Origin of the sequence: Massilia sp. TSP1-1-2 (assembly GCF_049896185.1) — a bacterium.
Taxonomy (GTDB): Bacteria; Pseudomonadota; Gammaproteobacteria; order Burkholderiales; family Burkholderiaceae_D; genus Telluria_A.
On the sequence record NZ_JAFCTU010000011.1, the window covers coordinates 1 to 23,849 of the forward strand.

General features: G+C 61.3%; 18 protein-coding genes. 8 read left to right on the top strand and 10 right to left on the bottom strand.

All coding sequences use genetic code 11. The features are described 5' to 3' along the window. Window positions 1–71: 71 nt before the first annotated feature. The 4 genes from ACP7BV_RS11380 to ACP7BV_RS11395 form a co-directional block, all read right to left on the bottom strand. Complete coding sequence (locus ACP7BV_RS11380; protein WP_426103934.1) at window positions 72–989, bottom strand: hypothetical protein; 918 nt, start codon at window positions 987–989, stop codon at window positions 72–74. Between the two features lie 130 nt (window positions 990–1,119). Then, window positions 1,120–1,800 carry a hypothetical protein gene (locus ACP7BV_RS11385; RefSeq protein WP_426103935.1) on the bottom strand — a complete coding sequence of 227 codons (681 nt, stop codon included), beginning with the start codon at window positions 1,798–1,800 and terminating at the stop codon, window positions 1,120–1,122. A 302-nt stretch (window positions 1,801–2,102) separates the two neighbouring features. Next, a complete protein-coding gene (locus tag ACP7BV_RS11390; protein WP_426103936.1) occupies window positions 2,103–2,846 on the bottom strand; it encodes a LytR/AlgR family response regulator transcription factor in 744 nt (247 codons plus the stop codon). A gap of 2 nt (window positions 2,847–2,848) precedes the next feature. Continuing rightward, window positions 2,849–4,339, bottom strand: coding sequence for a sensor histidine kinase (locus ACP7BV_RS11395; RefSeq protein WP_426103937.1), 1,491 nt, complete (start codon window positions 4,337–4,339; stop codon window positions 2,849–2,851). 711 nt (window positions 4,340–5,050) lie between these two features. Here ACP7BV_RS11395 and ACP7BV_RS11400 point away from each other — a divergent pair. Then, window positions 5,051–6,472: a methyl-accepting chemotaxis protein gene (locus tag ACP7BV_RS11400; RefSeq protein ID WP_426103938.1), complete on the top strand. Its 1,422-nt coding sequence runs from the start codon at window positions 5,051–5,053 to the stop codon at window positions 6,470–6,472. Window positions 6,473–6,521: 49 nt separating this feature from the next. Here ACP7BV_RS11400 and ACP7BV_RS11405 read toward each other — a convergent pair whose 3' ends face one another. Both ACP7BV_RS11405 and ACP7BV_RS11410 read right to left on the bottom strand, forming a co-directional pair. Next, window positions 6,522–9,149, bottom strand: coding sequence for a molybdopterin-containing oxidoreductase family protein (locus ACP7BV_RS11405; protein ID WP_426103939.1), 2,628 nt, complete (start codon window positions 9,147–9,149; stop codon window positions 6,522–6,524). Window positions 9,150–9,153: 4 nt separating this feature from the next. Beyond that, entirely contained in the window at window positions 9,154–9,870 is a 717-nt protein-coding gene (locus ACP7BV_RS11410) for a 4Fe-4S dicluster domain-containing protein (RefSeq protein ID WP_426103940.1), read from the bottom strand. 451 nt (window positions 9,871–10,321) lie between these two features. Between ACP7BV_RS11410 and ACP7BV_RS11415 the strand changes: the two genes are divergently transcribed. Genes ACP7BV_RS11415 through ACP7BV_RS11425 form a run of 3 tightly spaced genes read left to right on the top strand, consistent with a single transcriptional unit; the run spans window position 10,322 to window position 12,909 of the window. Then, the gene (locus tag ACP7BV_RS11415; protein ID WP_426103941.1) at window positions 10,322–10,960 is read left to right on the top strand and encodes a choice-of-anchor J domain-containing protein; all 639 of its coding nucleotides are present in this window, start codon (window positions 10,322–10,324) and stop codon (window positions 10,958–10,960) included. 60 nt (window positions 10,961–11,020) lie between these two features. Beyond that, window positions 11,021–11,446: a post-PEP-CTERM-1 domain-containing protein gene (locus tag ACP7BV_RS11420; RefSeq protein ID WP_426103942.1), complete on the top strand. Its 426-nt coding sequence runs from the start codon at window positions 11,021–11,023 to the stop codon at window positions 11,444–11,446. Window positions 11,447–11,451: 5 nt separating this feature from the next. Then, the gene (locus ACP7BV_RS11425) at window positions 11,452–12,909 is read left to right on the top strand and encodes a PA domain-containing protein (protein ID WP_426103943.1); all 1,458 of its coding nucleotides are present in this window, start codon (window positions 11,452–11,454) and stop codon (window positions 12,907–12,909) included. A 183-nt stretch (window positions 12,910–13,092) separates the two neighbouring features. Here ACP7BV_RS11425 and ACP7BV_RS11430 read toward each other — a convergent pair whose 3' ends face one another. Continuing rightward, the gene (locus ACP7BV_RS11430) at window positions 13,093–14,829 is read right to left on the bottom strand and encodes a M4 family metallopeptidase (RefSeq protein WP_426103944.1); all 1,737 of its coding nucleotides are present in this window, start codon (window positions 14,827–14,829) and stop codon (window positions 13,093–13,095) included. Window positions 14,830–15,342: 513 nt separating this feature from the next. On the opposite strand from ACP7BV_RS11430, the gene ACP7BV_RS11435 reads away from it, so the two are divergent. After that, window positions 15,343–15,606 carry a hypothetical protein gene (locus ACP7BV_RS11435; protein WP_426103945.1) on the top strand — a complete coding sequence of 88 codons (264 nt, stop codon included), beginning with the start codon at window positions 15,343–15,345 and terminating at the stop codon, window positions 15,604–15,606. A 190-nt stretch (window positions 15,607–15,796) separates the two neighbouring features. Here ACP7BV_RS11435 and ACP7BV_RS11440 read toward each other — a convergent pair whose 3' ends face one another. Beyond that, entirely contained in the window at window positions 15,797–17,053 is a 1,257-nt protein-coding gene (locus ACP7BV_RS11440) for a M20/M25/M40 family metallo-hydrolase (RefSeq protein WP_426103946.1), read from the bottom strand. 31 nt (window positions 17,054–17,084) lie between these two features. Next, complete coding sequence (locus ACP7BV_RS11445) at window positions 17,085–18,302, bottom strand: urate hydroxylase PuuD (RefSeq protein ID WP_426103947.1); 1,218 nt, start codon at window positions 18,300–18,302, stop codon at window positions 17,085–17,087. 136 nt (window positions 18,303–18,438) lie between these two features. On the opposite strand from ACP7BV_RS11445, the gene ACP7BV_RS11450 reads away from it, so the two are divergent. The 3 genes from ACP7BV_RS11450 (at window position 18,439) to ACP7BV_RS11460 (ending at window position 22,617) form a co-directional block, all read left to right on the top strand. Next, window positions 18,439–19,377 (top strand): LysR substrate-binding domain-containing protein, encoded by a 939-nt coding sequence (locus ACP7BV_RS11450; protein WP_426103948.1) that lies wholly within the window; start codon window positions 18,439–18,441, stop codon window positions 19,375–19,377. Between the two features lie 77 nt (window positions 19,378–19,454). Next, window positions 19,455–21,212, top strand: a complete 1,758-nt coding sequence (locus ACP7BV_RS11455; protein ID WP_426103949.1) for an allantoate amidohydrolase — start codon at window positions 19,455–19,457, stop codon at window positions 21,210–21,212. A 61-nt stretch (window positions 21,213–21,273) separates the two neighbouring features. Further along, window positions 21,274–22,617 carry a sensor domain-containing diguanylate cyclase gene (locus tag ACP7BV_RS11460; protein WP_426103950.1) on the top strand — a complete coding sequence of 448 codons (1,344 nt, stop codon included), beginning with the start codon at window positions 21,274–21,276 and terminating at the stop codon, window positions 22,615–22,617. On the opposite strand, the gene ACP7BV_RS11465 is transcribed toward ACP7BV_RS11460, so the two are convergent. Beyond that, complete coding sequence (locus tag ACP7BV_RS11465; RefSeq protein ID WP_426103951.1) at window positions 22,601–23,761, bottom strand: zinc-dependent alcohol dehydrogenase; 1,161 nt, start codon at window positions 23,759–23,761, stop codon at window positions 22,601–22,603. The genes ACP7BV_RS11460 and ACP7BV_RS11465 overlap by 17 nt on opposite strands. Between the last annotated feature and the right edge of the window lie 88 nt (window positions 23,762–23,849).

The following is a 23,849-nucleotide window of genomic DNA, read 5'->3' on the forward strand; positions in this document are numbered from 1 at the left end:
AAAAAGGAGAAAAATCCAGAACTCAAAAAAGCAGCGTAGAAACCGCTTTTAGGCGACAACTAGCTTGCAAATTACCGCGTCTTGGCGCTCATCAAGGTCTTCAGACTGATCGGAACGGTCGTATCGAAGCTGCCATTAACCCAGGCTCCGACGTTGACGGCCGCACCAGCGCCATCAATGGCTGCCAGCGGGTAGCTGTTTTCGCCAGCCGCTGCAAGGACACGCCACACTTGATTCTGTGGCAAGTCATACATGATGCCGAAGCGCTCGATTCCCATCAATAGCTCGCCCATGGTCAGTGACTGAAACTGGCTATAGCCCTTGTCGGTGGCGATGCTTCCTTTCAGTACATTCAGGTACACCGAGGTGTCATCCTCCAATGCGAGGTTGGCGACGTCGAGCTGCAGTGTGCGAGCCATCCCGAACTTGAAGGCGTCCACCAGCGTCGACCCGGTCTTGGCCTTGTAGGCCATGATATGGCTTGCGATATCGCTGACTGGACTGATCTGCAGGTGATTGTAAGCCGTGGTGACGAACGGCGCTGTCAGCGCCATCGACTCGACCGGATGGTGACTGTTGTCTTCTCGACGAACGATTTTTCCGCCACGCGAAACCAGGCGCACCCATGAAGTTGGCGCAGACGACAGCGTCAAAGTGAAGACACCACCCAGATCGGAGCTGGTTGGTGCGCTCAACACGGTGCCGGAACTACCGTCAGGATTGACCAGGTAGGCGGTCACGACGCCGTATGGATTGGTCATGCCGGACAAGGTCGTGGTTGCAGTGCCAGGGGCAACGCCGCCGGTGAGTGGATTGGTGAGTGGATTGGTGAGTGGATTGGTGAGTGGCTTGGCGATGGGTGCAGATGCAGGCGGTGGTGCAACCACCACCGAAGGGGGCGTGCTCGGGCCAGTGCTGCCGCCTCCGCCACATGCGCTCAAGAGAGCCGCCGCCGACAGCGTAAAGCTATAAAATGATTTTTTCATCATAGTCACCTTGGTATCCTGGTTATGCCTTCAATTCGTCCTTAGCACTTGACACTCTCAAGTCTGGGAGCGCAGTTCATTGGCGGTCGCAAACGCGCTGGCAACCGCCGGACTTGACGGGGGCGGTACTCGCTCAGTTCTTGCCGAAGAGGATGCCGGTTGGAAGTTCAGTGAGTTCCGGCTGGCCTTCGAGGCGCACACTCTTGGCGCCAGTCGCCTTTTCAATGGCGCGGACGGTATCGAGAATCGTCTTGTTGACCCACTGTTCCGGTGTGCCGACCAGCGAATTGGCGATGGTGCGTGAAATCTGGTACACGCCGCCTTCAGTCTTTTTGAACACCGCATAGGTGTTGAGGCGGTAGCCGGCCTGATACTTATACAGGCAGCTGTACAGCGTCAAATTGCTGGAGCCGGCGATACTGCGCTGCGCGCGCGACGTCCAGACCGCGTCATCGCATCGCGCAGCCTTGATGCTCACGCCGCCGTTCTGCATCGCAGCCATTTGCATCATGGCGCCGATTCCCGTGTTAGAGCCCGCCAGCTTCGCACCTATGTCGTCGATAACAAAACGACCCGGTTCGACAGGAACCGTCTTGCCCATCTGCAGCGGCAACGTTTGATTCAGGTCGCTTGTATTTTGTGCCAGCCCGTCAGCTGCGGCCTTGGTCACCACGTTCGTGCCAGCCATCGTTTTAATATCGAAAATATGGTACATCTCGACAGTCGTATTGCGGTTTGCTAAGTAGCTATTGCCCGTGGCGCAACCGGTGAGTGCGGCGACGACCGGAAGAATGCAGAGCGCAATTTTTTTCATGAGTACCCTTTTGGTCAGTTGAGATTGCCAAGCAGCAATTTGCCTGCACAAGAAGCATCCTATTGCCAACAGAAGCGTCGCGCCATTGTCGTGCGACGAGCCGATGGATTTCCGGAACGGATGAAGGAAAAATTGGCATTGGGCATCATTTTTTTCTACCTGATGCAGCTTTGGGTGGGATGGGGACGCGATCTCATCGGCCCATATCATTGGCCTTGACGTGACGGATGCGTACGCGGCAATAATGGCGGCATTGGCGTCGGCAGATGACTCAGGCGATCAATTGGAGACTGCCAGCCCGATTACAGCTGACGAAATGCTGCCTGATAGCCGACACTGACATTCAAGCGTTCATCGCGGTCCCGGAGCCGAACCTCCATGTGGCCATCGGCGCGGTAGATCGACTCGACGCGACGCAGGTTGACGATTGCGCCGCGGTTCACCTGGATGAAGTCGTCCGGATTGAGTTCGCCCATCAGGTCCTTGATAGGCTTGCGAATCAGTGCCTCGGCATGGGCCGTGACGACCCTCGTATACTTTGCATCGGCCTGAAAAAAATAAATTTCATCCGTGGTAATCAGGCGCAGAAGGCTGCCGACCGAGGCTTGAATCCAGCGCAGATATTTCGGTTCGGCTTTTGGCGGTGCAAGCGCCTCCCACACGGCAGTCGGGACGGGCGCTTGGTCACGGCCAAGCGTGCCCTTCAAGCGCTCTATCGTCTGCATAAGCCGGCCGCGATGCAAGGGCTTGACCAGATAGTCTACGGCGCCGAGGTCGAACGCCTCAAGCGCATGCTGGTTGTACGCCGTCAGGAACACGACGGCGGTCTTGCCTTGGATGACCTTGGCGACTTCCAGTCCGGTCAACTGCGGCATATTGATGTCGAGAAAAACCAGGTCGGGTGCGCGCTCCTGAATTGCGCGCAGCGTACTGATGCCATCGCTGGTTTCAGCAAGAATGTCCAGTTCTGGCCAAAGCACCGATAAGGCCTCATGAAGTTCCGCACGAAGAATCGGCTCATCTTCTGCGAGAATTGCTGTTGGCATCTTTACGCGCTTTCTGGAGTTGGAATGATGATGCTTGCCATGAAACCGCCGGTGGCCATGGCGCCTACCTCAAGCCAGGCGCGCGTGCCGTACATTGCCTCAAGACGCTGCCGTATATTGCTCAGGCCAACACCGCTTCCCTGTACGCTTGAAAATCCTGCTCCGTTATCAAGAACGGTTACCCTCAGGTGCTGCCCTTCCCGAGCGGCGCTGATTGTCAGCTTACCATCCGGCCTGTTGTTCAGACCATGCATGATTGCATTCTCGACCAGTGAAATGAGCATGGCAGGCGGAAACGCCATGGCTGCGACCTGCTCCGAACTGATAAACGCATACGCCAAACGCTCGCCCATCCGGATCTTCATGATGGCGAGGTAATGCAGTACCAAGTCCATTTCCTTGCCAACCGTGGACACATCCGAGCGGAGTTCTTCCAGGGTGCTGCGCAGGTACACGATAAGGTGGTCCATCATCGACTCCCCTTCCTCGACGTTAGAGCGGTACAAATGGCGCACGTTTGCAAGTGTATTGAACAGGAAATGCGGCTCAATCTGCGCCTGCAAAATGCGTAGTTGCGATTCAACTGCTTGGCGCCGCATTTCTTCTTGCTTGCGCACTGCGCCCGACAGCGCCATCTCGCTGGTCAGCGGTTCAATGAGGTTCGTTTGCAGGTATTGCAGAACGGGGAGCACGACCGCCGGATTGGGGAACAACTCAAGCCGATGGATTCCACCTCTCAGTTCGCAGCGGACGCGCAGTTCTGCGGCGCCCGCGCCAACAGCGGCAAGCGTGACGATCACGCGAACCGGCAACAGCACCCAGCTTAAAGAATATGCATGCTGGCCATCGCTGCGGGTGCGAATGATGGAGATATTCGCTTGATAGAACATCCTGGAAAAACGCGGGGGCATCTTGCTCATCAACCTCACGACGTGTTTGTCGAGCACCACGGCTACCGTCTCGCATGGGGCAAGGATGGCAATCCGTTTGTCGCTAAAAGTACCATCAAGCAGGGCGCTGAAATCGGCGCCGTTTCGCTTCAGCGACAAACACCGCCACCACGAAATCGATATTGAGTACACGATAGCCAATTGCGCAAAAAACGAGAACACCGGCAGATAAACGTGCGCCGGCACGCGCGCGGCGCCTTGCACTGGCGCAAATGTCAGCTCGTCGATTCCGATCACAACAATCAGGATAACGGCGCCACGCGTGAGCACTTGCAGAGCGACCTGTAACTGGATTCTTAACGCAAAGGCTCTAACAGTCCTGGGCAGTACGGACTTTGGCGCGCAGGCGGTCATCCATGCGAGAAACGCCCCCTCAAACCCGGCGTACGCTACAAAGAATGCGAGCGTAACGGAAATATCGATCATCCCGGACGAACTATCCATGAACAAACCAATGGCGCGGCCCGTCAGCACTGGAATAATCACAATCAAGAGAAGCAAGGGAAGGTCTGCAAGGCGCCAACCACGGGTCGATATTTTCATGCAAGGTCCTTTGGCTCTGCTTTGTCATCCATGATGGCCAGATACTGCATCTCAAGCGCCCGGGGCCAACATGCCTGCGGCACTCGGCCTGACCAGCGCACGCAAATAGCGCAAATCGATCACACGGGCAAAAACTAGTTGGCTGCTCATATTCATCGTTCACTCCAGGGTTGTTCAGATGCAGTGAGGATGCCCCTTTGCCGGCGCCTTGGCACCTTCATTGCGACGAACTCAGGAAAATGCGGAAGCAGACCCGGCTTTTGTTGGAATATCCAGATGGCAAATTTCAATGGCAATTGGCAAAGCCTCCCCGCCTTCCTTCGACCGGTCGCCCAAAGGTGCTCGATTTTCAGCGATTTCATGCACCCTGTCTAATTTATTTCCCATATGCACTATTTTTGACAAGCTTTACGGGCGGACGTGCGTGCCCGCCCGATGCGTTGCACACCAGCACGGCACGATACGATTGAGAAATTTTCAAAAGAAAATGCGGTATCATCGTCGTCATGCAAGCGGCTTCTGTCGTCGGCCCGGGCCCCAAACGTGCGGCCCGCACCCGACCACCGATACAATGTGGTTCCGCATGCGCCGCCTCTACGCGGCGAACCGACCTGCGGCCAAGCCTCCCGCCGCACCACTGACCACCGCGCACCGGCCCGCCTTTCGCTCCGTGGCGCGGCATAGCGCGTGCCTTCCGGCCGGGAGTATCTTATGCAGAACCACCACGACCCCTTGCGGACAATTGCCATCGAGGCCGATAAATTGATGCTGTGCGTGCTGTGGGCATTGCAACTGTTTTCACTCGCGCTGGCCGGCATCCACAATACCTGGACTTTGGCGCTCCTGGTCGGACTGCCCACGGCCGGGCTGCCAACCATCCTCTACCTGCAGGCACGCGGGACGCTCCTTACGCGCTGCGTGGTAGCCGTTGCCGTGATGGTCTTTGCGGCGCTCAATATTCACCAGGGCGCTGGCTTGACGGAACTGCACTTCGGCATTTTTGTCTACCTGGCATTCTTGCTCGCTTACCGCGACTGGCGCCCGATCGTCGTCGCTGCCGCCACCATTGCCATCCATCACCTGAGTTTCCATTATCTGCAGGAAATGAACTACGGCGTGCTTTGCTTCACGCGGCCGCAGTTGTCCACGGTATTCATCCACGCAGCCTACGTCGTGGTCGAATCGGGCGTGCTCATTTTTCTTGCGACCGTGCTGCGCCAGTCGGCCTGCCAGGCGGCGGAATTCGAGAAAATCGTGTCGGCCTTGGCAGCAGTGGAAGGCCGGATCGACCTGTCGGCAATTGGCGAGGCGCCGCAAGGCCGCCTGGCCCGCTCGCTGTTCGAGATGCTGGTCACCATGCGCGATACGATTGGTGGCATGCGCGAAGGCGCCCACACCATCGCCGGCAATTCAGGCGAGATCGCGCACGGCAATGCCGAGCTCTCGCTGCGCACCGAGCGCCAGGCCGGCGGCATTGAGCAGACCGTCGCATCGATGGCACGGCTGGCCGCCACCGTCCACCAGCACAATGACAGCGCGCGCCAGGCCAATGCGCTTGCGCACAGTGCATCTGCGATCGCGCTCGAGGGCGGCAATGCGGTACGGCAGGTAGTCAATACGATGGGCGAAATCAATGCCTCGTCGCGCAAGATCGTCGACATCATCAGCGTGATTGACGCGATTGCGTTCCAGACCAATATTCTCGCGCTGAACGCGGCGGTGGAAGCGGCGCGCGCCGGCGAACAGGGCCGCGGCTTTGCCGTAGTGGCGGCCGAGGTGCGCAGTCTGGCGCATCGTTCGGCGGCGGCGGCCAAGGAAATCAAGGAGCTGATCAGCAATACGGTCCAGACGGTGGAAAGCGGCAGCCGGCTGGTCGACCAGGCCGGCGCGACCATGTTGCAGGTGGTCGACAGCGTTCAGCGCGTGACGGCAATCATGGGCGAAATGAGCAACGCCAGCGAAGAACAGAACCAGGGAATCAAGTACGTCAACGAGGCGGTCGTCGAGTTCGACGCCAGCACGCAGCAAAACGCCACGCTGGTCAAGCAAGTTGCGGCGGCGGCCGATGCGCTGGCCGACGAGGGCCAGCGCCTGAGCGCCCTGGTGACGGCATTCAAACTCGAGGCCGGCTAAGGGTCATGCTGAAAAAAGCTGGTTCCCGCAAGTGGAACCAGCCTTGTTATCACACTGCTTTGCGGATCGTGCAGACCGTATCGAACCACGACTGCATTCCCACCAGCGGCTGGGGATTGATCGGCAAAATGGCATTGATATTCACCCCGCTGCCGCGCCCGCCGTTCTTTTCGTCCCACCACAGGCCGAACTCAAGGTCGTCGACCGCCGGGGCCGGCCCGAACGCCAGCGCCGCATCCGGCGCCAGCCCTTTGGCCGCCACCTCCACCCGCCGCCCGCGCTCGCCCTCGGCCGCGCGGCCGCCGGTGATCCAGCCTAACGAATTGGACACCGCCACCACGCGCGGATGAATGCCCTTCGTCACGAACGCCTTGACCTGCGCGGAGCCAAGCACTTCCCCGTTGCCGCGATAGGCCTTGTCGCCCAGCACGCCGCTGACGGGCCGGTACGTGGTCAGCTCCACCGTGTCGCCCGTCTTGATGCCAAGTTTGCCGGCGGTCGTGGCATGGATCCACATCGGATTGTCATGCACAATCTCGGCCAGGTACTTTTGCGACGCGGTCCTGCCCTGCGTGTGAACGTTCCATTTGAACGTGGTCAAGATCAGGCGATCGGCGCCAAGGTCCACGTGCGACGGCACCTGGTGGAACGTGGGCAGCCCGTCGTCGCGCATGCCCATCGTGGCGGCCACTTTCTCCACTTCCGGCGCATAGATTTCGAACTTGCGCGACGGCGTGGCAAAGCCGCGCACCGGTGTCGCATCCACCATCAGCCCGATCGCTTTTTCCTTGCCCTTCTCGTCGGCCTGGTAGATCACGCGCGTTTTCTCGTCCACCCGGCTACCCTTGAGCGCGGCCGGGGTCAGCGCCTTGCGGTACACCTCGTACGGCTTGGGCGCGGCGCTGTCGACGTACACCCCGTAGTGCTTCATGAACTCGAAGCCATCCTTGAATACTTTGCCGTCGGCGCCCTTGGTCGGCAGTTTTGAGCATTGGTGCCGCACGAAGTCTTCGTGCTTGCCGAACTGAAAATACTTCGACTGCTCCGGCCCCAGCCGCTTGCCAATTTCGAACAGCACATCGGCAAAGCTGGTTGCGCCTCCGGGCGGGGTCACCATGGGCTGGCGCAACGTGACGAAATGCTGCAATTCCATGTTGTTGCGGATGTCCATGCCCCAGCGTTCGAGGTAGGTCGCGTCGGGCAGGATCATGTCGGCATAGTGCGCCATTTCCGAATACACCACGTCCGAACAAGCGTGAAAGGGAATCAGTTTTTCATCCTTGAGCACGTCGACCGTGGTGCTGCGCCCTTCCGGCCAGGTCATTGGCGCGGCAATCGTGTAACTGAGGTAGACGTCCAGCTTGGCGCGGCCCTGGCGCAGGTAGTCGAAGACGACTTGCCCGACCTTCATCTTTTGCCAGCGGTTGGCCAGCGGCCACTCCGGCGGGTCTTCCAGGTCGGTGCGGACGGCCGGTTTCGGCGGCCTCGGTTCGGGAGCGGGATAGCGCGCCTGCGACAGCTTTTCATCCAGCCCGTAGCAGTAGCCGCCCACCTTGGCCACCGATCCCACCAGCGCATTGAGCATGACGACGGCGCGCTCGGCGTTAAAACCATTGTAGTGGGCGCCGGTGCCGCGGTTGGTAAAGGCGGCCACCGCCGGGCGCTTGCGCGCGAACTCCAGCGCCAGCCGGGTGATATCGGCGGCAGCGACGCCCGAGAGCTTTTCGGCCCACTTCGGCGTGCAAGGCGCCAGCCAGGCGCGGATGGTGTCCAGCCCGGGCTGCACGAATTTGTCGATGAAGTCATGGTCCACTTCATTGTCACGCACGATCACGTGCGCCATCGCCAGGGCAAGCGCGCCTTCCGTGCCGGGAAACGGCTGGTGCCATTCGTCGCTGCGCCCGGCCGTATTGGACAGCCGGACGTCAAAGGTGACCAGCTTGGCGCCATGGTCGTAGCGCGCCTTGACCACGCGCGAGACCAGGTGCAGACCGCCCTGGTGCGCCTCGTAGAAATTGGCGCCGAAGTTGAGGAAATAGGTGCAGCGCTCGGCGTCGATCGACTCCCAGTCGGTCTCCCCGAGCGAGACGTAATTGGCCGCGCGCTTGTTCGACGAACAGATCGCGCGGTGATTGAGCAGCACCGGCGTGCCGATGGCGTCCAGAAAGCGCCCGATCTCGGCCTCGATGCGCGAGCGGCCCTGGTGGATGCACACGCGTTCCGGGTGGCCGGCGTCGATGCTGGCGCGGATGCGGCGCGCGACTTCTTCGTAAGCTTGCTCCCCGGTGATGCGCTTCCACAGGCCCGAGCCGCGCTCGCCGGCGCGCGCCAGCGGGTACAGCAAGCGCTCCGGATAATCGTTCACGTTGGGGCCAGACTGGCCCTTGGCGCACGTCATGTGGCTGCCCATGTTCGGGTCGAGCGGATTGCCGCGTATCTTGATGACCTTGTTATCCTGCACAAAGCCTTCAATGCCGCACACGGTGGAGCAATTGAGGCACACGCTGGTGACCCGCTTTGCCGTCCTGTAGTTGTTTTTGATCTTGCGCTGGTGGCCGTCGGCCAGCGGCCGGTACGACATCGCCTGCGCGGTGGACGGCGTGAGCATCATGAGTTCGCCCACGCCAAGCGTGGCCATCGAGCCGATGCCGTTCCTGATGAATGTTCTGCGGTCCATGTCGTCAGCCTTTCTTGACCGGGGACCGGGCGAACTGCGACTGCAGCTGGCCCCAGGTATCGATCTCGTAGGAAAACGGGTCGTGGTTGTGGCCCTTGGGGATTTTCTTTTCCATGGCACGCGGCGCGACCGTGCCGATGCCGCGGTATTTGACTGCCGGCCTGGTTTTTTCTTCGGGCTTGAGCACCGACAATTCCTTGCCGTGCTTCTTGTTGAAGGCATTGATCTTGCTGGCCGGATCATTCAGGTCGCCAAAGGCGAAGACATCGGCCGGGCACACTTCCACGCAGGCGGGCAGCAAGTGTGCTTCCAGACGATGCGAGCAAAAGTCGCACTTGTCGGCCAGCTTGGTCACCGGGTCCTGGTGGATGGCGCCGTACGGGCACGCCTTGATGCATGCGCGGTCGCTGTCGCACTTGTTTTCGTTGATGCGCACAATGCCGTCGGCGTCGCGGGTGATTGCCTCCTGCTCGCAGGCGCTCAGGCACGGTGCGTCTTCGCACTGCATGCACAGCGTGGGCAGGAAGGCGCGCTTCATCGTTTCCTTCTTGTTGAAGGGGTTGATGGCGGCGAAGTCATAGTAGTAAACCTTGGTGCGGAAATTGCCCAGTGGGACGGAATTTTCGACTTTACAGGCAACCGAACAGGCGTGGCACCCGATGCAGCGTTCCAGGTCAAGCGCCATGCCCCATTTCGGGGTGGTCGCGGGCAGTGAGGGCATCTGGGCTCCAATGGGAAAAGCTACCTAGTTAACCACAGTTTGGGACGAGCTCTTCAGCCTCCCGTTTCTGCCCATATTGCCGAGATTTGCTGCACTGCACAGCGTCATTTGGGGACAGCGGCGCGCCCGTAAGGTGCACGGCGCGCTTGGCTGGCGCACTGCTGTCACGCAAAAACGCTTCATTTCTGTCGGAAAACTTTACACTTGATCAAATAAACACGTGATAAAAATCCAAAGGCGAACAGAATCAAGGTGTTGGGGATCTGGTATGAAAGTTGCTCTTATCATGGCCTGTCCGTAGACATTTCGTCGCCAAAACGCGCTATCAAAATGTTAACGTTCAGAAAAACTAGTTCTTTACTGCACTGCAATAAAACAGGGAATCATGCATTCGGTCACAAACTTTATGCATAGAAGATCCCGCTATTACTTACTTCGGAGAAATAAGAGAATGATCAAGCAAGCTTTAGGCGCCATCGCCCTGATCGGGACCATGGCTACAGCAAATGCAAGTGTTCTGGTAAGCCAGGATTTCAATAATGTTGCCGCCCTGACTAGTGCAGGTTGGGTGCTCAACAATGCCAGCCCGAACGTCGGCGTGGCCGCAGACTGGTTCCAAGGTGTGCCAAGCCTGATGCATGCCCAGGCAGGCGCCACCCATCAATACATCGCAGCGGGCTATAACAATGCAAGCCAGGGCGCGATCAACAACTGGCTGATCTCGCCGACCTTCTCGGTGGTCAGTTCGGGCAGCATCTCGTTCTGGGCCAAGGCTGATGCGGCTGACGGTTTCAGCGACCAGCTGGCCTTCGGCATGAGCAACGGCAGCAGCGCCCTGAATGCGTTCACGCTCAATCCCGTGTTTACCGTGCCGACCGGCGAGTGGACCCGCTATGTGCTCAATTTCGCCGGCATGGGCTCGGGCGTGGCGCGCTTCGGCATTCAGTATTCTGGTTCCTACGAAGCGTCCAACTTCGTCGGCGTCGATTCGCTTCTGATCACGACCGTACCGGAACCTGCGACCATGTTCATGTTTGGCGCCGGCCTGCTCGGCCTGATGGCAGCACGCCGCCGCCAGATTCGCCGTTAATGAACCACTGGCGTCCTATCGCAAACGCCACTGATCGCACCACCAAACAAGGAGATTGACATGTCTGACCAAATCAAATCGCAGCGCGCCCTGCGCGCTGCCGCACTGTGCCTGGCACTGGCCGGCGCGTTCGCGCTGCCCCACGCAAATGCGCAAGCCGCAAATGAACTCACGCAGGACGACGCTGTCGTCGTACGCGACAAGGATAGCGGCAAGCTGCGCGCTGCCACGCCGGAAGAACACAATGCACTGCGCGCGGCACGCAAAGCAAAAATCGCGGCCATGCGCATCGCACCGGAGCCGATGCGCAGCAAACACCATCGCAGCGGCGCTGCCGGCCTGCGCCTGAACGACGACATGATCAGCAGCGCCACCGTGGTGCGCGCCGCCGACGGTACGCTGGTCCATGAGTGCCAGGATGCCGCTGGTCACGCCAATCACACCCCGCATGCCGTCACCCCGGCACCAACCACGGTCACGGAGTAAGCCCAATGCGTATGTTTTCTATCCCAACAGCAACCCGCACCTTCATCGCTCTGGCCTGCGCCGTCACCTGCCTGGCCTCGTCGGCGGCCACCATCACCATTTCCAAGCGCGACGCGCCGGGCGTGGGCTTCAATGACCCGACCCCGGTCGCGCCAGTTGGCGGCAACATGGGCACCACGCTGGGCGAGCAGCGCTACATCGTGTACCGCCACGTGGCCGACATCTGGGAACGCAACCTCCAGAGCAACGTCAACATCACCGTCAGCGCCGGCTGGGAAGCACTGACCTGCACCGCCAACTCGGCGGTACTGGGCAGCGCCGGCGCGTGGAACATCTGGCATGATTTCCCAGGCGCTCTGCCTAACACCTGGTACCACCAGGCACTGGCCAACAAAATTGCCGGCACCAACCTGAGCGAAGGCGAACCGGACGACGGTACGGGCTACGGCAACGTCGACATCAAGACCCAGTTCAACGCCAACCTGGGCAATCCTGATTGCCTGGCCGGCAGCTCCTTCTACCTGGGCCTGGACGGCAAAGCTGGCTCCAACGTCAACTTCGTTGAAACGCTGCTGCATGAACTGGGTCACGGACTGGGCTTTTCGGCACTGACCATCACGACCTCGACCGGCGCGCGCGTGCAGAACCGTCCAAGCGTGTGGGAACAGTTTATGTACGACAACACGGCCCAGAAGACCTGGCTAAACATGACGGATGCCGAGCGCAAGGCATCGGCTGTCAACCCGCTCAAGCTGGCGTGGATCGGCACCAACGCAGTCAAAGCGGCGGCACTGCTCAAGGCCACGCCGGTACTGCAAATAACCTCACCGCAGCCTGGCGCCTCGCGCGTGATCGACTACAACCCGTCGCCGTTCGGCGCCGTCCCGGTCACGCCAAGCACCTTCGGCGCGCTGGCCAACATCAAGGCCCAGGCTGGCGAAGCTGGACCTGGCTGCGCCCCGTACGAGGCTGCTAACACAATGGCCGTCAAGGGCAAGGTCGCCATCATTTCGCGCGGCGGTTGCACCTTTGTCATCAAGGTGAAAAATGCCCAGAACGCCGGCGCAATTGGCGCCATCCTGGTCAACAACGTGGCGGGCGCCTTGCTGCCGGCCGGCGCCGATGGCTCGATCACGATTCCTTCGGGCGCCGTAGCGATGGCTGACGGCGACCTGCTCAAGGCCGCCGTACCGGGCGCGGTGCCTTACGGCTCGCGCAATGGTCCAGGAACCGCGACGGCGCTGTGGTCGTCCGATCCAACCCGCATCGCTGGTGCTGACTCGCGTGGCCGTCCGCTGCTGTACACCCCCTCCGTGCTCGCCTCTGGTTCGTCGGTATCGCACTGGGATGTCTCGGCCTCGCCTAACCTGCTGATGGAGCCGAACATCAACGCCGATCTGGGCATCGTGCTGGACGCGCCGAAGGACTTGACGCTGCCGCTGATGCGCGACATCGGCTGGTAATCTCGCCGCTCAGCGTACGATGAAAAATGCCGCTAGCAATAGCGGCATTTTTTCGTCCCATCAAAACTGGGGGTCAGACCACTTTTGCCGAACCCCAAAGCTTGCCGTAAACGCGACGCCCCCGCAGGTGGCGGGGGCGTTTGCTGCTTGGAAAGATCGTCCTGGTGAACGGCCCGGTCTTGCTTACTCGGCGATGTCGGCGCCCACGTTGATGGCCGCGTAGGCGCGCTGGACAGCCTTCGCTTCCCTGCTGCCCACGCCATACAGTTCCTGCGCGGCGGCCAGCACCTTGGTGCGGGCGTCGGCATAGTTGGTCGTCGAGGTGAACTTGGTGCTCAGCGCCTTGAACCAGATGCGCATCGCCTTGTCGCTGCCAATGCCGGTCATGGCCTTCGGCGCCTGGACCAGGTACTTGCTGTAGTACTCGCTGGTGCTGGTAGCGTTCGAACCTTGCGACAGGAAATAGAACATGCGGTTGTTCGGGCCGCTGCTGTAGTGCACGTCCAGGCGCTTGAGCGAGGTGCTCCATGCGTCAGGGCTGGCGCCATCCTTGCTTGGCTTGTACATGTAGCGCAGCGGCAAGCCATCCTTGGCGATTTCCTTGCCGGTCACCCAGTCGTTGCCCGTGTTCGGGATGACGGTGCCAGTGCCGCCGGCGCGCGCGTAGGCTTCGGTCATGTCGCCGCCGATATCCGAGTTCGACTCGTTCAGGCCGCCGGACTCGCCGCGGTAAGCCAGGTTCGACGTGGCAGCGGTGATACCGTGCGACATTTCGTGACCGATCACGTCGATCGAACCCAGGTTGTTAAAGCCGCTGCCGCCGTCGCCGATGTACATGCATTTGCACGTGTCGGTGTAATAGGCGTTGTCGTAAGCGGTGTTGACGTGCACGGCAATGTAGGTCGCGGTGTTCTGGCCGTTCAGCGACTGCCAGCCCAACACGTTCTTGTACATGTCGTAGGTGTTCATCAAGCCCCACATGGCATTGACCGCCGCGGTCTCGCCGTTGGCATTGGTGGTGCTGCCGCCGGCGATGTACTGCTGGCCGTCGCCCCAGGTATTGGTTGTGTTGCTGTAGAGCGCGCCGGCCGTGGTGCCATGGTTGGCGTTGGTGATCGCCATGCCGCCGTAAGTGCCGGCCACGCCGCGCGAGGTGTCGATCATCTGGTAGGCGGAACCGACCAACTTGGTGTTGAGCGGCACGCTGCCGTTGTACTGGCTGTTACCGGTGCCGGCCACGGTCTGCAGCGCATCCCATTGCTCGAGGATGGCGCCGGTCTTGGCGCTGACGATGGTGTCGTGGAATACGCGGCGCTCGCCGGCCAGGGTCCGGGTCTTGACCAGGTAGGCCAGTTCGTAGCCGGAAACGACTTCTTCCAGGTCCATCGCGTTCAGTTCGCTCTCAGCCTTGTTGGCGGCGGACGCAACGCGTACTTCCTTCATGATCGGGTAGAGCATCAGTTCGGCGCTTGGCGGATCGATCGCCGCACCCTTTTGTACCGAGCCTGCGGCTTTGGCAATGGCGGCTGCTGCCGTTACCGAGGCGTTCACGTTCAAGGCGCCTTGCCGGCCCAGCGACGAACGGCGGTCGGCGATGGACTCGCTGACGATTTCGCCACGCGAACCGGTCACCACGACCGACTCCGAACCGTACACGCGCACGCCCTTGTAAGTGTGGTGCAGGCGCGAAATCGTGGTGCCGGACACGCCCGGGTGCTGGGCCGCGACTGCGAAGCCGTGCTCTGCGCCAAGGCCGTTCTTGCCGCGCTGGGACATCAGCGCGCCGACCACGCCTGCTTGCGCAGAAGCCGAGATAGCGACCGGGCCGCCCATCAATTGATTCGATGCGAACGCCGATTCCGCAGCCAGCAATGGCAAGGCAGCAATGGCAGCGGCCAGCAAGGTCTTTTGAAAATTCATGTTTACTCCAAGAAGGTAAATATATTGTATGGGTCCGACTGGATCGCAGCCAGATGCGTCGCTATGCGCATCGATTGAGGCTAAGGCGCGCGCACGAGCTTGGTCAATTGATTTATCGAAATGAGTCCAATTGTGTCTTGATGTTTATTTTGAGACAGAATTCTTGTCGTAAAAGATTCCTATTAGAATCTTTTAACCCGCATTCAATATCAATTTACAAATTTCTACAACTTCAACGACAAATGGTGACTTGCAGGCGGCGCAAAGTATGCTGCAATTCCTGTGCAATTTCCGGACTATCGCCTTGAAGAGGTGCGCTTGAACTTCGCTAAACGCAATAAAAGTTTCCATACATCAAGTGAATATCTCGTATTGGCGGCGGTGATCGCGCGGCGTGCAGGTGTCCTCAGATATTCGTATTTTTTATGGCGACCATCACAAATCTAAATTTTCTTTATTTCTTGTGGACTCATATAATTGACAGCAACAACTTAATGCACTCGAGGATACGCCATGAGCACCGCCACTTTCCACTCCACCGCCACCTTGCGCAGTCATCTGCGCGATGCCGTCAAGGCAGCGCGGACCTTCGCCAAGGCCCTGTTTGCCGCACAGGAGCGCCAGTTCGTCGCGCAGGAAATTAAGGCCGGGACGCCAGGCGTGTCGGGGCGTCAGCGCGCGAAAAACCACATGAAATTGATCTCGATGGCGAACGAATACCAGGACATGCAGCCAAGCCTGGCGGCCGAGCTGCGCCAGCTGGCCTCGCGGGGCTGATCGTGGAACTGGTTGAGTACATGCCAGGCGCGCTGGCCGCCGGCTGGATGGCCTTCAGGATCGTTATCCTGTTACGGAACGGGCAGCCGAAAGTTGCGCACAACAAGCAAGACGACTGAACCGGCGAAGAATCGTTTTTGAAAGCGTCCCTTCCCCCTGCCGGGTGCAGGGGGTGGGCCGAGCAGCCGGGCTAAGCAGCCGGGTCAGCGTTCTGAGCACCCAGAAAATCAAGCAGCGTCAAGCCCACCACCTTGGTCGCCTTGCGCAAATCATCGAGCGCGAGCCGCTCGTCCGCTTTTTTCGCATTCGACTCGGGCACCGTGCGCGGCCCCGCCCCATACAGCACTGCCGGTATCCCATGCTCGCCATACAGGCGCGCGTCGGCATACAGCGGCGTGCCCAGCGCCGTAATCTCCTGGCCCATCACTTGCCCGCCGTTTTTCTGCAAACTGGCCACCAGTTTGTCCGACCCCGGCAACGCTCGCAGCGCATGCGACAGCAGCAGGCGCCGAATCTCCAGCCGGATCCCCGGCAGACCGGCCACCGCGCCTTCGATCAGCGCGCGCACCTGCGCCTCCACCGCCACCGGGTCCTCGTCCGGAATCATGCGCCGGTCCATCTTCATGACCACTTTTCCCGGCACCACGTTGGTGTTGGTGCCGCCGTCAATCCGGCCCACCAGCATGGTCGGCGAATCGATGCCCGGCACGGTCGACTTGATTTTCCCCAGCGCCGGCAGCGCGTCGTAGATCGCGGTGAGGATCTTGTTCGCGGCCTGCAGCGCATCGTGCCCCGTCTCCGGCATGGCGCCGTGCCCCGATTTGCCGTGCACGGTCACTTCAAGCTGCAGGCAGGCGTTGTGCGCGGTGACGATGTTATAGCTAAATCCCGCCGCGATGACGAAGTCGGGCCGGGTCAGCTTTTGCTCCAGCAGCCAGAGCGGTCCCAGCAGGCCGCCGAATTCTTCGTCATACGTAAAGTGCAGCTCCAGCGCGCCGATGAGCGGCACGCCGATCGCTTCGAGCGCGCGCACGGCGAATATATAAGTCGAAAAATCGCTTTTTGACACCGCCGCCGCGCGTCCGTAGATATAGCCGTCGGCCACTTCGCCGCCGTACGGATCATGGGTCCAGCCTTCGCCCGGCGGCACCACGTCGCCATGCGCATTGAGCGCGATGGTCGGGCCGCCGTCGGCATACGGCCGGCGGATGATCAAGTTGGTGATGCTTTGCATGCCGTAGTCGTGCACGGCCTGCGCCGGCACCGCATGCTGCTCGGCGTGCCAGCCGAAGGCCTCGACCAGGCCCGCCACCAGTTCGGCGTGCGGTGCGTTGTCGCCGGGCGGCGTATCGGTGCTCTTTTGAATCAGCCGCTGCAGGAACGCGACCTGTTCGTCGAAGTGGGCGTCGATCCAGCCGGTGAGTTTTTCCTGGGTTTGCATGGTCATCGCTTTCCTTGTTTTTAGCCGTGCTTCGTTTTTATTTGGCGCCCGCTTCGAACCACGCAGCGAGCTGCGCCCGTTCGGCGTCCGTCATGTTGGTCAGGTTCGCCAGCGGCATGGCCTTGAGCTGCACGGCCTGCTGGTAGATCTTGGCCGCATTCTTGCGGATCTCCGCTTCGCTGTGCAGCATGATGCCCCCCGGCGCGCTGGCAAAGCCCGGCTGCGTGGGACTGGCCGCGTGGCAGCTCACGCAGCGCTGCGTGACGATGGCCTGGACGCGCGCGAACTGCGCCGCAGGGTCGGCAGCGGCAGCCGCGGTTACAGGTGCCTTGGGCGCAATCGCCACCGCAAGGCCAAACAGCAGCGCCACGCCCGCCGCCGGATAGCGCCACGCCACCCGGCCCTTGTGGCGCAGGTTGAAGAAGTGGCGGATCAGGACTCCTGCGGCCATCATCACCGCCAGCACCGCCCATGCATGCTGGTGGCGGTAGGTCATCGCGTAGTGGTTGCTGATCATGATGAACAGGACCGGCAGCGTGAAGTAGTTGTTATGCACGCTGCGCTGCTTAGCCTTCTGGCCGTGCACCGGGTCGGGCGTCTGCCCCGCCGTCATCGCCGCGACCATCTTGCGCTGGCCGGGAATAATCAGCATCAGCACATTGGCCACCATCATGGTGCCGATCATCGCACCCACGTGGATATAGGCCGCGCGACCGCTCAACAATTTGTTGAGCACAAAGGCGCTGGCGACCAGGAACAAAAAGATCACCACGCCGAAGGCCAGGTCATGCTTGCCCAGCCTTGACCGGCACAGCAGGTCGTAGACGGTCCAGCCGACGACCAGGCTGCCAAGGCCGATGCCCACCGCCTGCCAGGACGACAGGTCGGCCACGGCCTGGTCAACCATCATCGCTTGCGCGTTGAAGTAGTACACGATGGTGAGCAGCGCAAAGCCCGACAGCCACGTCGAATACGCTTCCCACTTGAACCAGTGCAGCTCCTTGGGCAGTTCAGGCGGCGCGTTCAGGTACTTTTGCGGATTGTAAAAGCCGCCGCCGTGCACCGCCCACAGTTCGCCCGAGACACCCTTCGCCGCCAGGCTTGACCCCGGCGCGGGAGGGCGGATCGTGTTATCAAGCCAGACAAAGTAAAACGAAGCGCCGATCCACGCAATACCGGTGATCACGTGCAGCCAGCGCACGATCAGGTTGAGCCACTCAAGGCCATACGGGACCAGATATGCAAAAACTTCCATGGGGTTCCTTGGTTTTCCTTGTTGCGAGAGCGAGGGATGCAGGAGTGCTATCTTATCAACGATAGCCTCATTCTCAGCCTTCAACATGAAATATCGCGTATATTCGATATCCCCGAATTCATATATAGAACGCGTCATGGCCAGCCTCCCCCAGCACCTCGACCTGCACCTGATCCGCATCCTGTACCTGCTGCTGGTCGAAAAAAACGTTTCGCGCGTGGCGCTCAAGCTCAACCAGCCGCAGCCTTCCATTTCAGCCTCGCTGCGCAAGCTGCGCGAACTGACTGGCGACCCGCTGCTGGTGCGCGGCGCGCGCGGCATGGTGCCCACCCAGCACGGCGAAAGCTTGCTCAAGCCGGCCAAGCGCATCCTCGACGAAACCGAGAGCCTGTTCACCCGCAAGGCGCCCTTCGTGCCGCAGGAAGAAGCGCGCACCTTCCACATCGCCGCGCCCGACTACCTCGACAGCCAGTTCCTGCCCAATGTGGTGGCCGACCTGCGCCGCGGTTCGCCCAACAGCCGCGTAGTGATCCACAGCCTGGGCCCGGGCGTCGACTACATCCGCATGCTCTCGGACGGCGACATGGACCTGGTCATCGCCAACTGGGACGAGCCGCCCGCGCACCTGCATATTTCCAAGCTGTTCGAAGACCCGATCATCTGCGCCATGCGCGCCGACAGCCCGTACGCCAGGCGCACCGAGGCCGACGCCATGACCATCGACGACTATCTGGGCCTGCCGCACGTGGCGCCGTCGCAGATGCTGCCCGGCTACCATGGCGTGATCGACGCCTTCCTCGAGCGCCAGGGCATGCAGCGCAAGGTGGCGGTGGAGTCGGCCTACTTTGGCTTGATCCCCTACATGCTGACCCAGACCGACCTGGTGCTCACCACCGGGCGCCAGTTCATCCGCTTCTATGAAAAAACGCTGCCGCTGAAAATTTTCACGGTGCCCGTCAAGTTCCCGCCGATGCGTTTTTATCAGCTCTGGCACGAGCGCGTGCACCAGGCGCCCGAACACAAATGGCTGCGCGACCAGGTCAGCGCCGCGGCCAGGGCGCTGGTACAGCGATAAGACTTATCAGCCATGCCATATGAACGGGAGCGTCGTCGGCGCTATCATCTGAAGACATTCCACATGATACCCACACCATGACCACACTTGCCCACTTGAACAGCTGCGCGCCGAGCGACTTTGTCGCCACCCTGCGCGGGATCTACGAGCATTCGCCCTGGATCGCCCAGCGCGCCGCCGGCCAGCGCCCGTTTGTCAGCGTGGCTGCGCTCAAGTTCGCCCTGCAAGGCGTGGTCAGCGCCGCCAGCGTCGACGAGCAGCTTGCCCTGTTGCGCGCCCACCCGGAACTGGCCGGCAAGGCGGCAATCGCGGGCCAGCTGACGGCCGAGTCGACGATCGAACAAGCCAGGTCAGGCCTGAACCTGTGCAGCGCGACTGAATTTACCGCGCTGCACGCGCTCAACGCCGCCTACAACGCCAAGTTCGGCTTTCCGTTCATCCTGGCCGTCAAGGGTCCCACCGGTCAAGGCCTCACGCGCGAAGCGATTATCGCGACCTTTGCGCGCCGGCTAAGGCTATCTAACGCGCGCGTCGGCGAAATGGCCGAATGCCTGCGCCAGGTCCACCGCATCGCCGAACTGCGCATCAACGACCTGCTGGGCGTGCAGCACGCGTTTGGACCATTGCTGATGGAGTGGCTCGACACCATCGGTGCCTGGAGTGAAATGGAAGACGGCCTGACCTGCTCCTACATGACCGGCGTGCACCGGCGCACCGCCGAACAGCTGGCCACATGGATGCGCGAAGCCGGCATGCAAGTGCAGATCGACGCCGTCGGTAACGTGGCCGGGCGCTACCTGTCCGACGTAGCGGGCGCCAAGACCTTGATGACCGGTTCGCACTACGACACCGTGCGCGACGGCGGCAAGTACGACGGGCGCCTGGGCATCGTGCTGCCCATCGCGCTGGTGCGACACCTGCACGCGCGCGGCGAGCGACTGCCCTTTCACCTGGAGGTAGTGGCCTTTGCCGAAGAAGAAGGCGTGCGCTTCAAGAGCACTTTTTTGGGCAGCAACGCGGTCACCGGTGCGTTCGACGTGGCGCTGCTCGACAAAATTGACGCCGACGGCGTGACGATGCGCGAGGCGCTGGCGGCAGCCGGCCACGACCCGGCTGCCATCCCATCCATCGCGCGCGACCCGCAGGCGCTGCTCGGCTTTTTTGAAGTGCACATCGAACAAGGCCCGGTGCTGCTTGAGCACGGCCTGGCGGTCGGCGTAGTGAGCGCGATTGCCGGCAGCTCGCGCTATCTGGTCGCGCTGACCGGGCTGGCCGGCCACGCCGGCACCACGCCCATGCACATGCGCCGCGACGCCGCTGCGGCAGCCGCCGAAATCGTCCTGCTGGTCGAACAGCGCTGCGCCCAAGGGCCGGCGCTGGTGGGCACGGTCGGGCAGCTTGAAGTGCCCAATGGCTCGGTCAACGTGATCCCCGGGCATTGCACACTCTCGCTCGACATTCGCGCCGCCGACGACGCGGTGCGCCTGGCGGCCGTGCAAGACATCCTCGACGGCATCGCTGCCATTTGCGCGCGGCGCCAGGTGGAAGCGGGCGTCGAGCAGATTGTCTCGGCGGCGGCCGCGCCGTGCGCGCCGTGGCTGATGGCGCAGCTTGGGAGCGCCATCGAACGGGCCGGCCTGCCGCGCCACGACCTTGCTTCCGGCGCCGGGCACGATGCCATGGCCATGGCCAGGGTGACCGACGTCGCCATGCTGTTCGCGCGCTGCGGCAATGGCGGCATCAGCCACAACCGGCTCGAGACGATGACGGCCGACGACGCCGAACTGGCCGCGCAAGTCGTCCTCGACTTCCTGCGCAGTTTTCGCCCCGCATAAATTCACGCCGGGCCGGGTGTGTTATCGTTGCATCATGGAATTACTTTAGAAGTGCACCGACATGGTCAACGATGAGGCAAGCATTGCGTCCGACAGCAGCGACGCGGCGTTGATACTGGCCGTTTCCCACAGCGGCATCGGCGTGTGGGATCGCGACATCCCGAGCGGCCGCATTGTCTATTCGCGCGCCTGGAAGGCGATGCTGGGCTATGACGAGCACGAAGTAAGCGACCGCATCGAGGAGAGCTACACGCGCGTCCATCCTGCCGACCTGCTTGGCGTGCAGGCCACTATCCGTGCCCACTTCGACCAGGTCAGCGACAACTATGCGGTCGAACACCGGCTGCGGTGCAAGGATGGCAGCTATATTTGGGTACTAAGCCGGGGGCGGGTCGTCAGCCGCGATGCGCACGGCAAGCCGCTGCGCATGAGCGGCGTGACCACCGACATCACCGACACCGTGGCCCTGTCCGACAAGCTGCGCCGCAGCGCCGAACTGCTCACGCACCTCACCGATGAAGTCCCGGGCCTGGTCTACCAGTATCGCGAGGATGCCGACGGCGTGGCCAGCTTCCCGTATGCCAGCGCCGGCATCGAGGCCATCTTCGGCACCACCGCCACACTGGCAGCGCTGAACGCCTCGGTCGTCGAGTGCGTGATCCATCCCGATGACCTGCACGCCTACCGCGATTCGCTGGCCGCATCCGGCGCCGCGCTGGAGCGTTGGCACATGCAGTTCAGGGTGCTGCTGCCCGACGTGGGTGAGCGCTGGCGCGAAGGTGAAGCGCGCCCGCGCCGCCTGGACGACGGCAGCACGGTGTGGCACGGCTTCATCTCCGATATTACCGTCCACAAGCAGCTTGAACTCAAACTGCACGATGCCGCCGCCACGGATTTTCTGACGGGCCTGCCGAACCGGCGCCAGATCATGGCGCGCATGGAGAAGGAACTGGCGCGCGTGCAGCGCGACGGCTCGGCGCTGGCGGCCGTGCTGATGTTCGACCTGGACCTGTTCAAGGAAATCAACGACCGCCATGGCCACGCGCGCGGCGACGACGTCTTGCGGCACTTTTCGCAAGTGCTGCTGCACGAGTTGCGCAAGGTCGATTCGGTGGGGCGCATCGGCGGCGAAGAGTTCGCCATCATCCTGTCGGGAGCCGACATGGCCGACGCTTTCGGTTTTGCCGAACGGGTACGCGCACGCCTGGCCGACTTCCCGCTGCGCGACGGCGCCTTGTGCATCGACGTTACCGTCAGCATCGGCATTTCGGTCATGGCGCGCGAGGATGCTGCCATTACCGCCTCGCTCTCGCGCGCCGACGAGGCGCTCTATCAGGCCAAGCAGGCCGGGCGCAACTGCGCCAGGATCGCCGCGCACGGCATGCACATCAAGGCGTCAGGATAACCTTGCGGCACTCGTCCTCCTTTTTGTCGAACATCTTGTAGCCTTCGGCGGCTTGCGCAAGCGGCAAGCGGTGCGAAATGATTTCGTGCGGGCGCAGGTCGCCGCGCTCAATCGCTTCAAGCAGCTCGGGCATGTACTTTTGCACGTTGGTCTGGCCGGTCTTGAACGAGATGCCCTTCTCGAACACGTCGCCAAACAAAAAGCCGTGGATGAAGCCCGCATACAGCCCCGGCACGCTGATGGTGCCGCCGCGCCGGCACGCCGCGATGCACTGGCGCAGTGCCTTGCCGCTGCTGCCTTCGAGCTTGAGGTTGGCCAGCACCGTTTCGACCGTGCTGCCCTTCGCTTCAAAGCCGACTGCGTCGACCACGCCGTCGACACCGCGAAAATCCGTATTATCGATGATGAATTCGGCCGCATCGCATTCATCAAAATTGACTGGGATGACGTTATAGGTCTTGCGCGCGAACTCCAGCCGGAACGGGTGATGGTCGACCATGAAGATTTTTTCGATGCCCAGCATGCGTGCCGATGCCGCCGCCATCTGGCCTACCGGGCCTGCGCCAAAAATGGCCAGGCTGCCGCCCTTGCCGACGCCCGTGTTCAAGACCGCCTGGTAGCCGGTGGGGAGGATATCGCTCAGGAACAGCACCTGCTCGTCGGTCAGCGTCATGGGGATCTTGATCGGACCCACGTTCGCCTTGGGCACGCGCACGTACTCGGCCTGCCCGCCCGGAATACCGCCGTACAGGTGACTAAAGCCAAACAGCGCGGCACCCGAACGCAGGCTTTTCTTGTTCATGATGGAGCCGCGCCCGGAATTGGCTTTTTCGCAGGCCGAAAAGGCCTCGAGGTCGCAGAAAAAACAGCTGCCGCAGGCGATCACGAAAGGCACCACCACGCGGTCGCCCTTTTGCAGTTTTTTGACGTCGGGACCGGCGTTGACCACTTCGCCCATGAATTCGTGGCCCAGGATGTCGCCGCTTTCCATGGCCGGGATCTTGCCGCGGTACATGTGCAGGTCGGAGCCGCAGATGGCGGTGGCCGTCACCTTCAACAAAATGTCGTCCGGCTCCTGCAAGATGGGGTCGGGGACGTTGTCGACCTTGACGTCGTGGCTGCCGTGGTACGTGAGTGCGCGCATGTCGTTATCTCCATAGAAATAGACAGCCTAACAAGCTAACGCACGTACCAGAATCGGATGCTCCCGCCTGCACCGGTAGGACTTCGCC

Bases quoted from the DNA above. Each gene is read 5' to 3' on its own strand.
- ACP7BV_RS11380 (WP_426103934.1), bottom strand. From the start codon at position 989: ATGATGAAAAAATCATTTTATAGCTTTACGCTGTCGGCGGCGGCTCTC.
- ACP7BV_RS11385 (WP_426103935.1), bottom strand. From the start codon at position 1,800: ATGAAAAAAATTGCGCTCTGCATTCTTCCGGTCGTCGCCGCACTCACC.
- ACP7BV_RS11390 (WP_426103936.1), bottom strand. From the start codon at position 2,846: ATGCCAACAGCAATTCTCGCAGAAGATGAGCCGATTCTTCGTGCGGAA.
- ACP7BV_RS11395 (WP_426103937.1), bottom strand. From the start codon at position 4,339: ATGAAAATATCGACCCGTGGTTGGCGCCTTGCAGACCTTCCCTTGCTT.
- ACP7BV_RS11400 (WP_426103938.1), top strand. From the start codon at position 5,051: ATGCAGAACCACCACGACCCCTTGCGGACAATTGCCATCGAGGCCGAT.
- ACP7BV_RS11405 (WP_426103939.1), bottom strand. From the start codon at position 9,149: ATGGACCGCAGAACATTCATCAGGAACGGCATCGGCTCGATGGCCACG.
- ACP7BV_RS11410 (WP_426103940.1), bottom strand. From the start codon at position 9,870: ATGCCCTCACTGCCCGCGACCACCCCGAAATGGGGCATGGCGCTTGAC.
- ACP7BV_RS11415 (WP_426103941.1), top strand. From the start codon at position 10,322: ATGATCAAGCAAGCTTTAGGCGCCATCGCCCTGATCGGGACCATGGCT.
- ACP7BV_RS11420 (WP_426103942.1), top strand. From the start codon at position 11,021: ATGTCTGACCAAATCAAATCGCAGCGCGCCCTGCGCGCTGCCGCACTG.
- ACP7BV_RS11425 (WP_426103943.1), top strand. From the start codon at position 11,452: ATGCGTATGTTTTCTATCCCAACAGCAACCCGCACCTTCATCGCTCTG.
- ACP7BV_RS11430 (WP_426103944.1), bottom strand. From the start codon at position 14,829: ATGAATTTTCAAAAGACCTTGCTGGCCGCTGCCATTGCTGCCTTGCCA.
- ACP7BV_RS11435 (WP_426103945.1), top strand. From the start codon at position 15,343: ATGAGCACCGCCACTTTCCACTCCACCGCCACCTTGCGCAGTCATCTG.
- ACP7BV_RS11440 (WP_426103946.1), bottom strand. From the start codon at position 17,053: ATGACCATGCAAACCCAGGAAAAACTCACCGGCTGGATCGACGCCCAC.
- ACP7BV_RS11445 (WP_426103947.1), bottom strand. From the start codon at position 18,302: ATGGAAGTTTTTGCATATCTGGTCCCGTATGGCCTTGAGTGGCTCAAC.
- ACP7BV_RS11450 (WP_426103948.1), top strand. From the start codon at position 18,439: ATGGCCAGCCTCCCCCAGCACCTCGACCTGCACCTGATCCGCATCCTG.
- ACP7BV_RS11455 (WP_426103949.1), top strand. From the start codon at position 19,455: ATGACCACACTTGCCCACTTGAACAGCTGCGCGCCGAGCGACTTTGTC.
- ACP7BV_RS11460 (WP_426103950.1), top strand. From the start codon at position 21,274: ATGGTCAACGATGAGGCAAGCATTGCGTCCGACAGCAGCGACGCGGCG.
- ACP7BV_RS11465 (WP_426103951.1), bottom strand. From the start codon at position 23,761: ATGCGCGCACTCACGTACCACGGCAGCCACGACGTCAAGGTCGACAAC.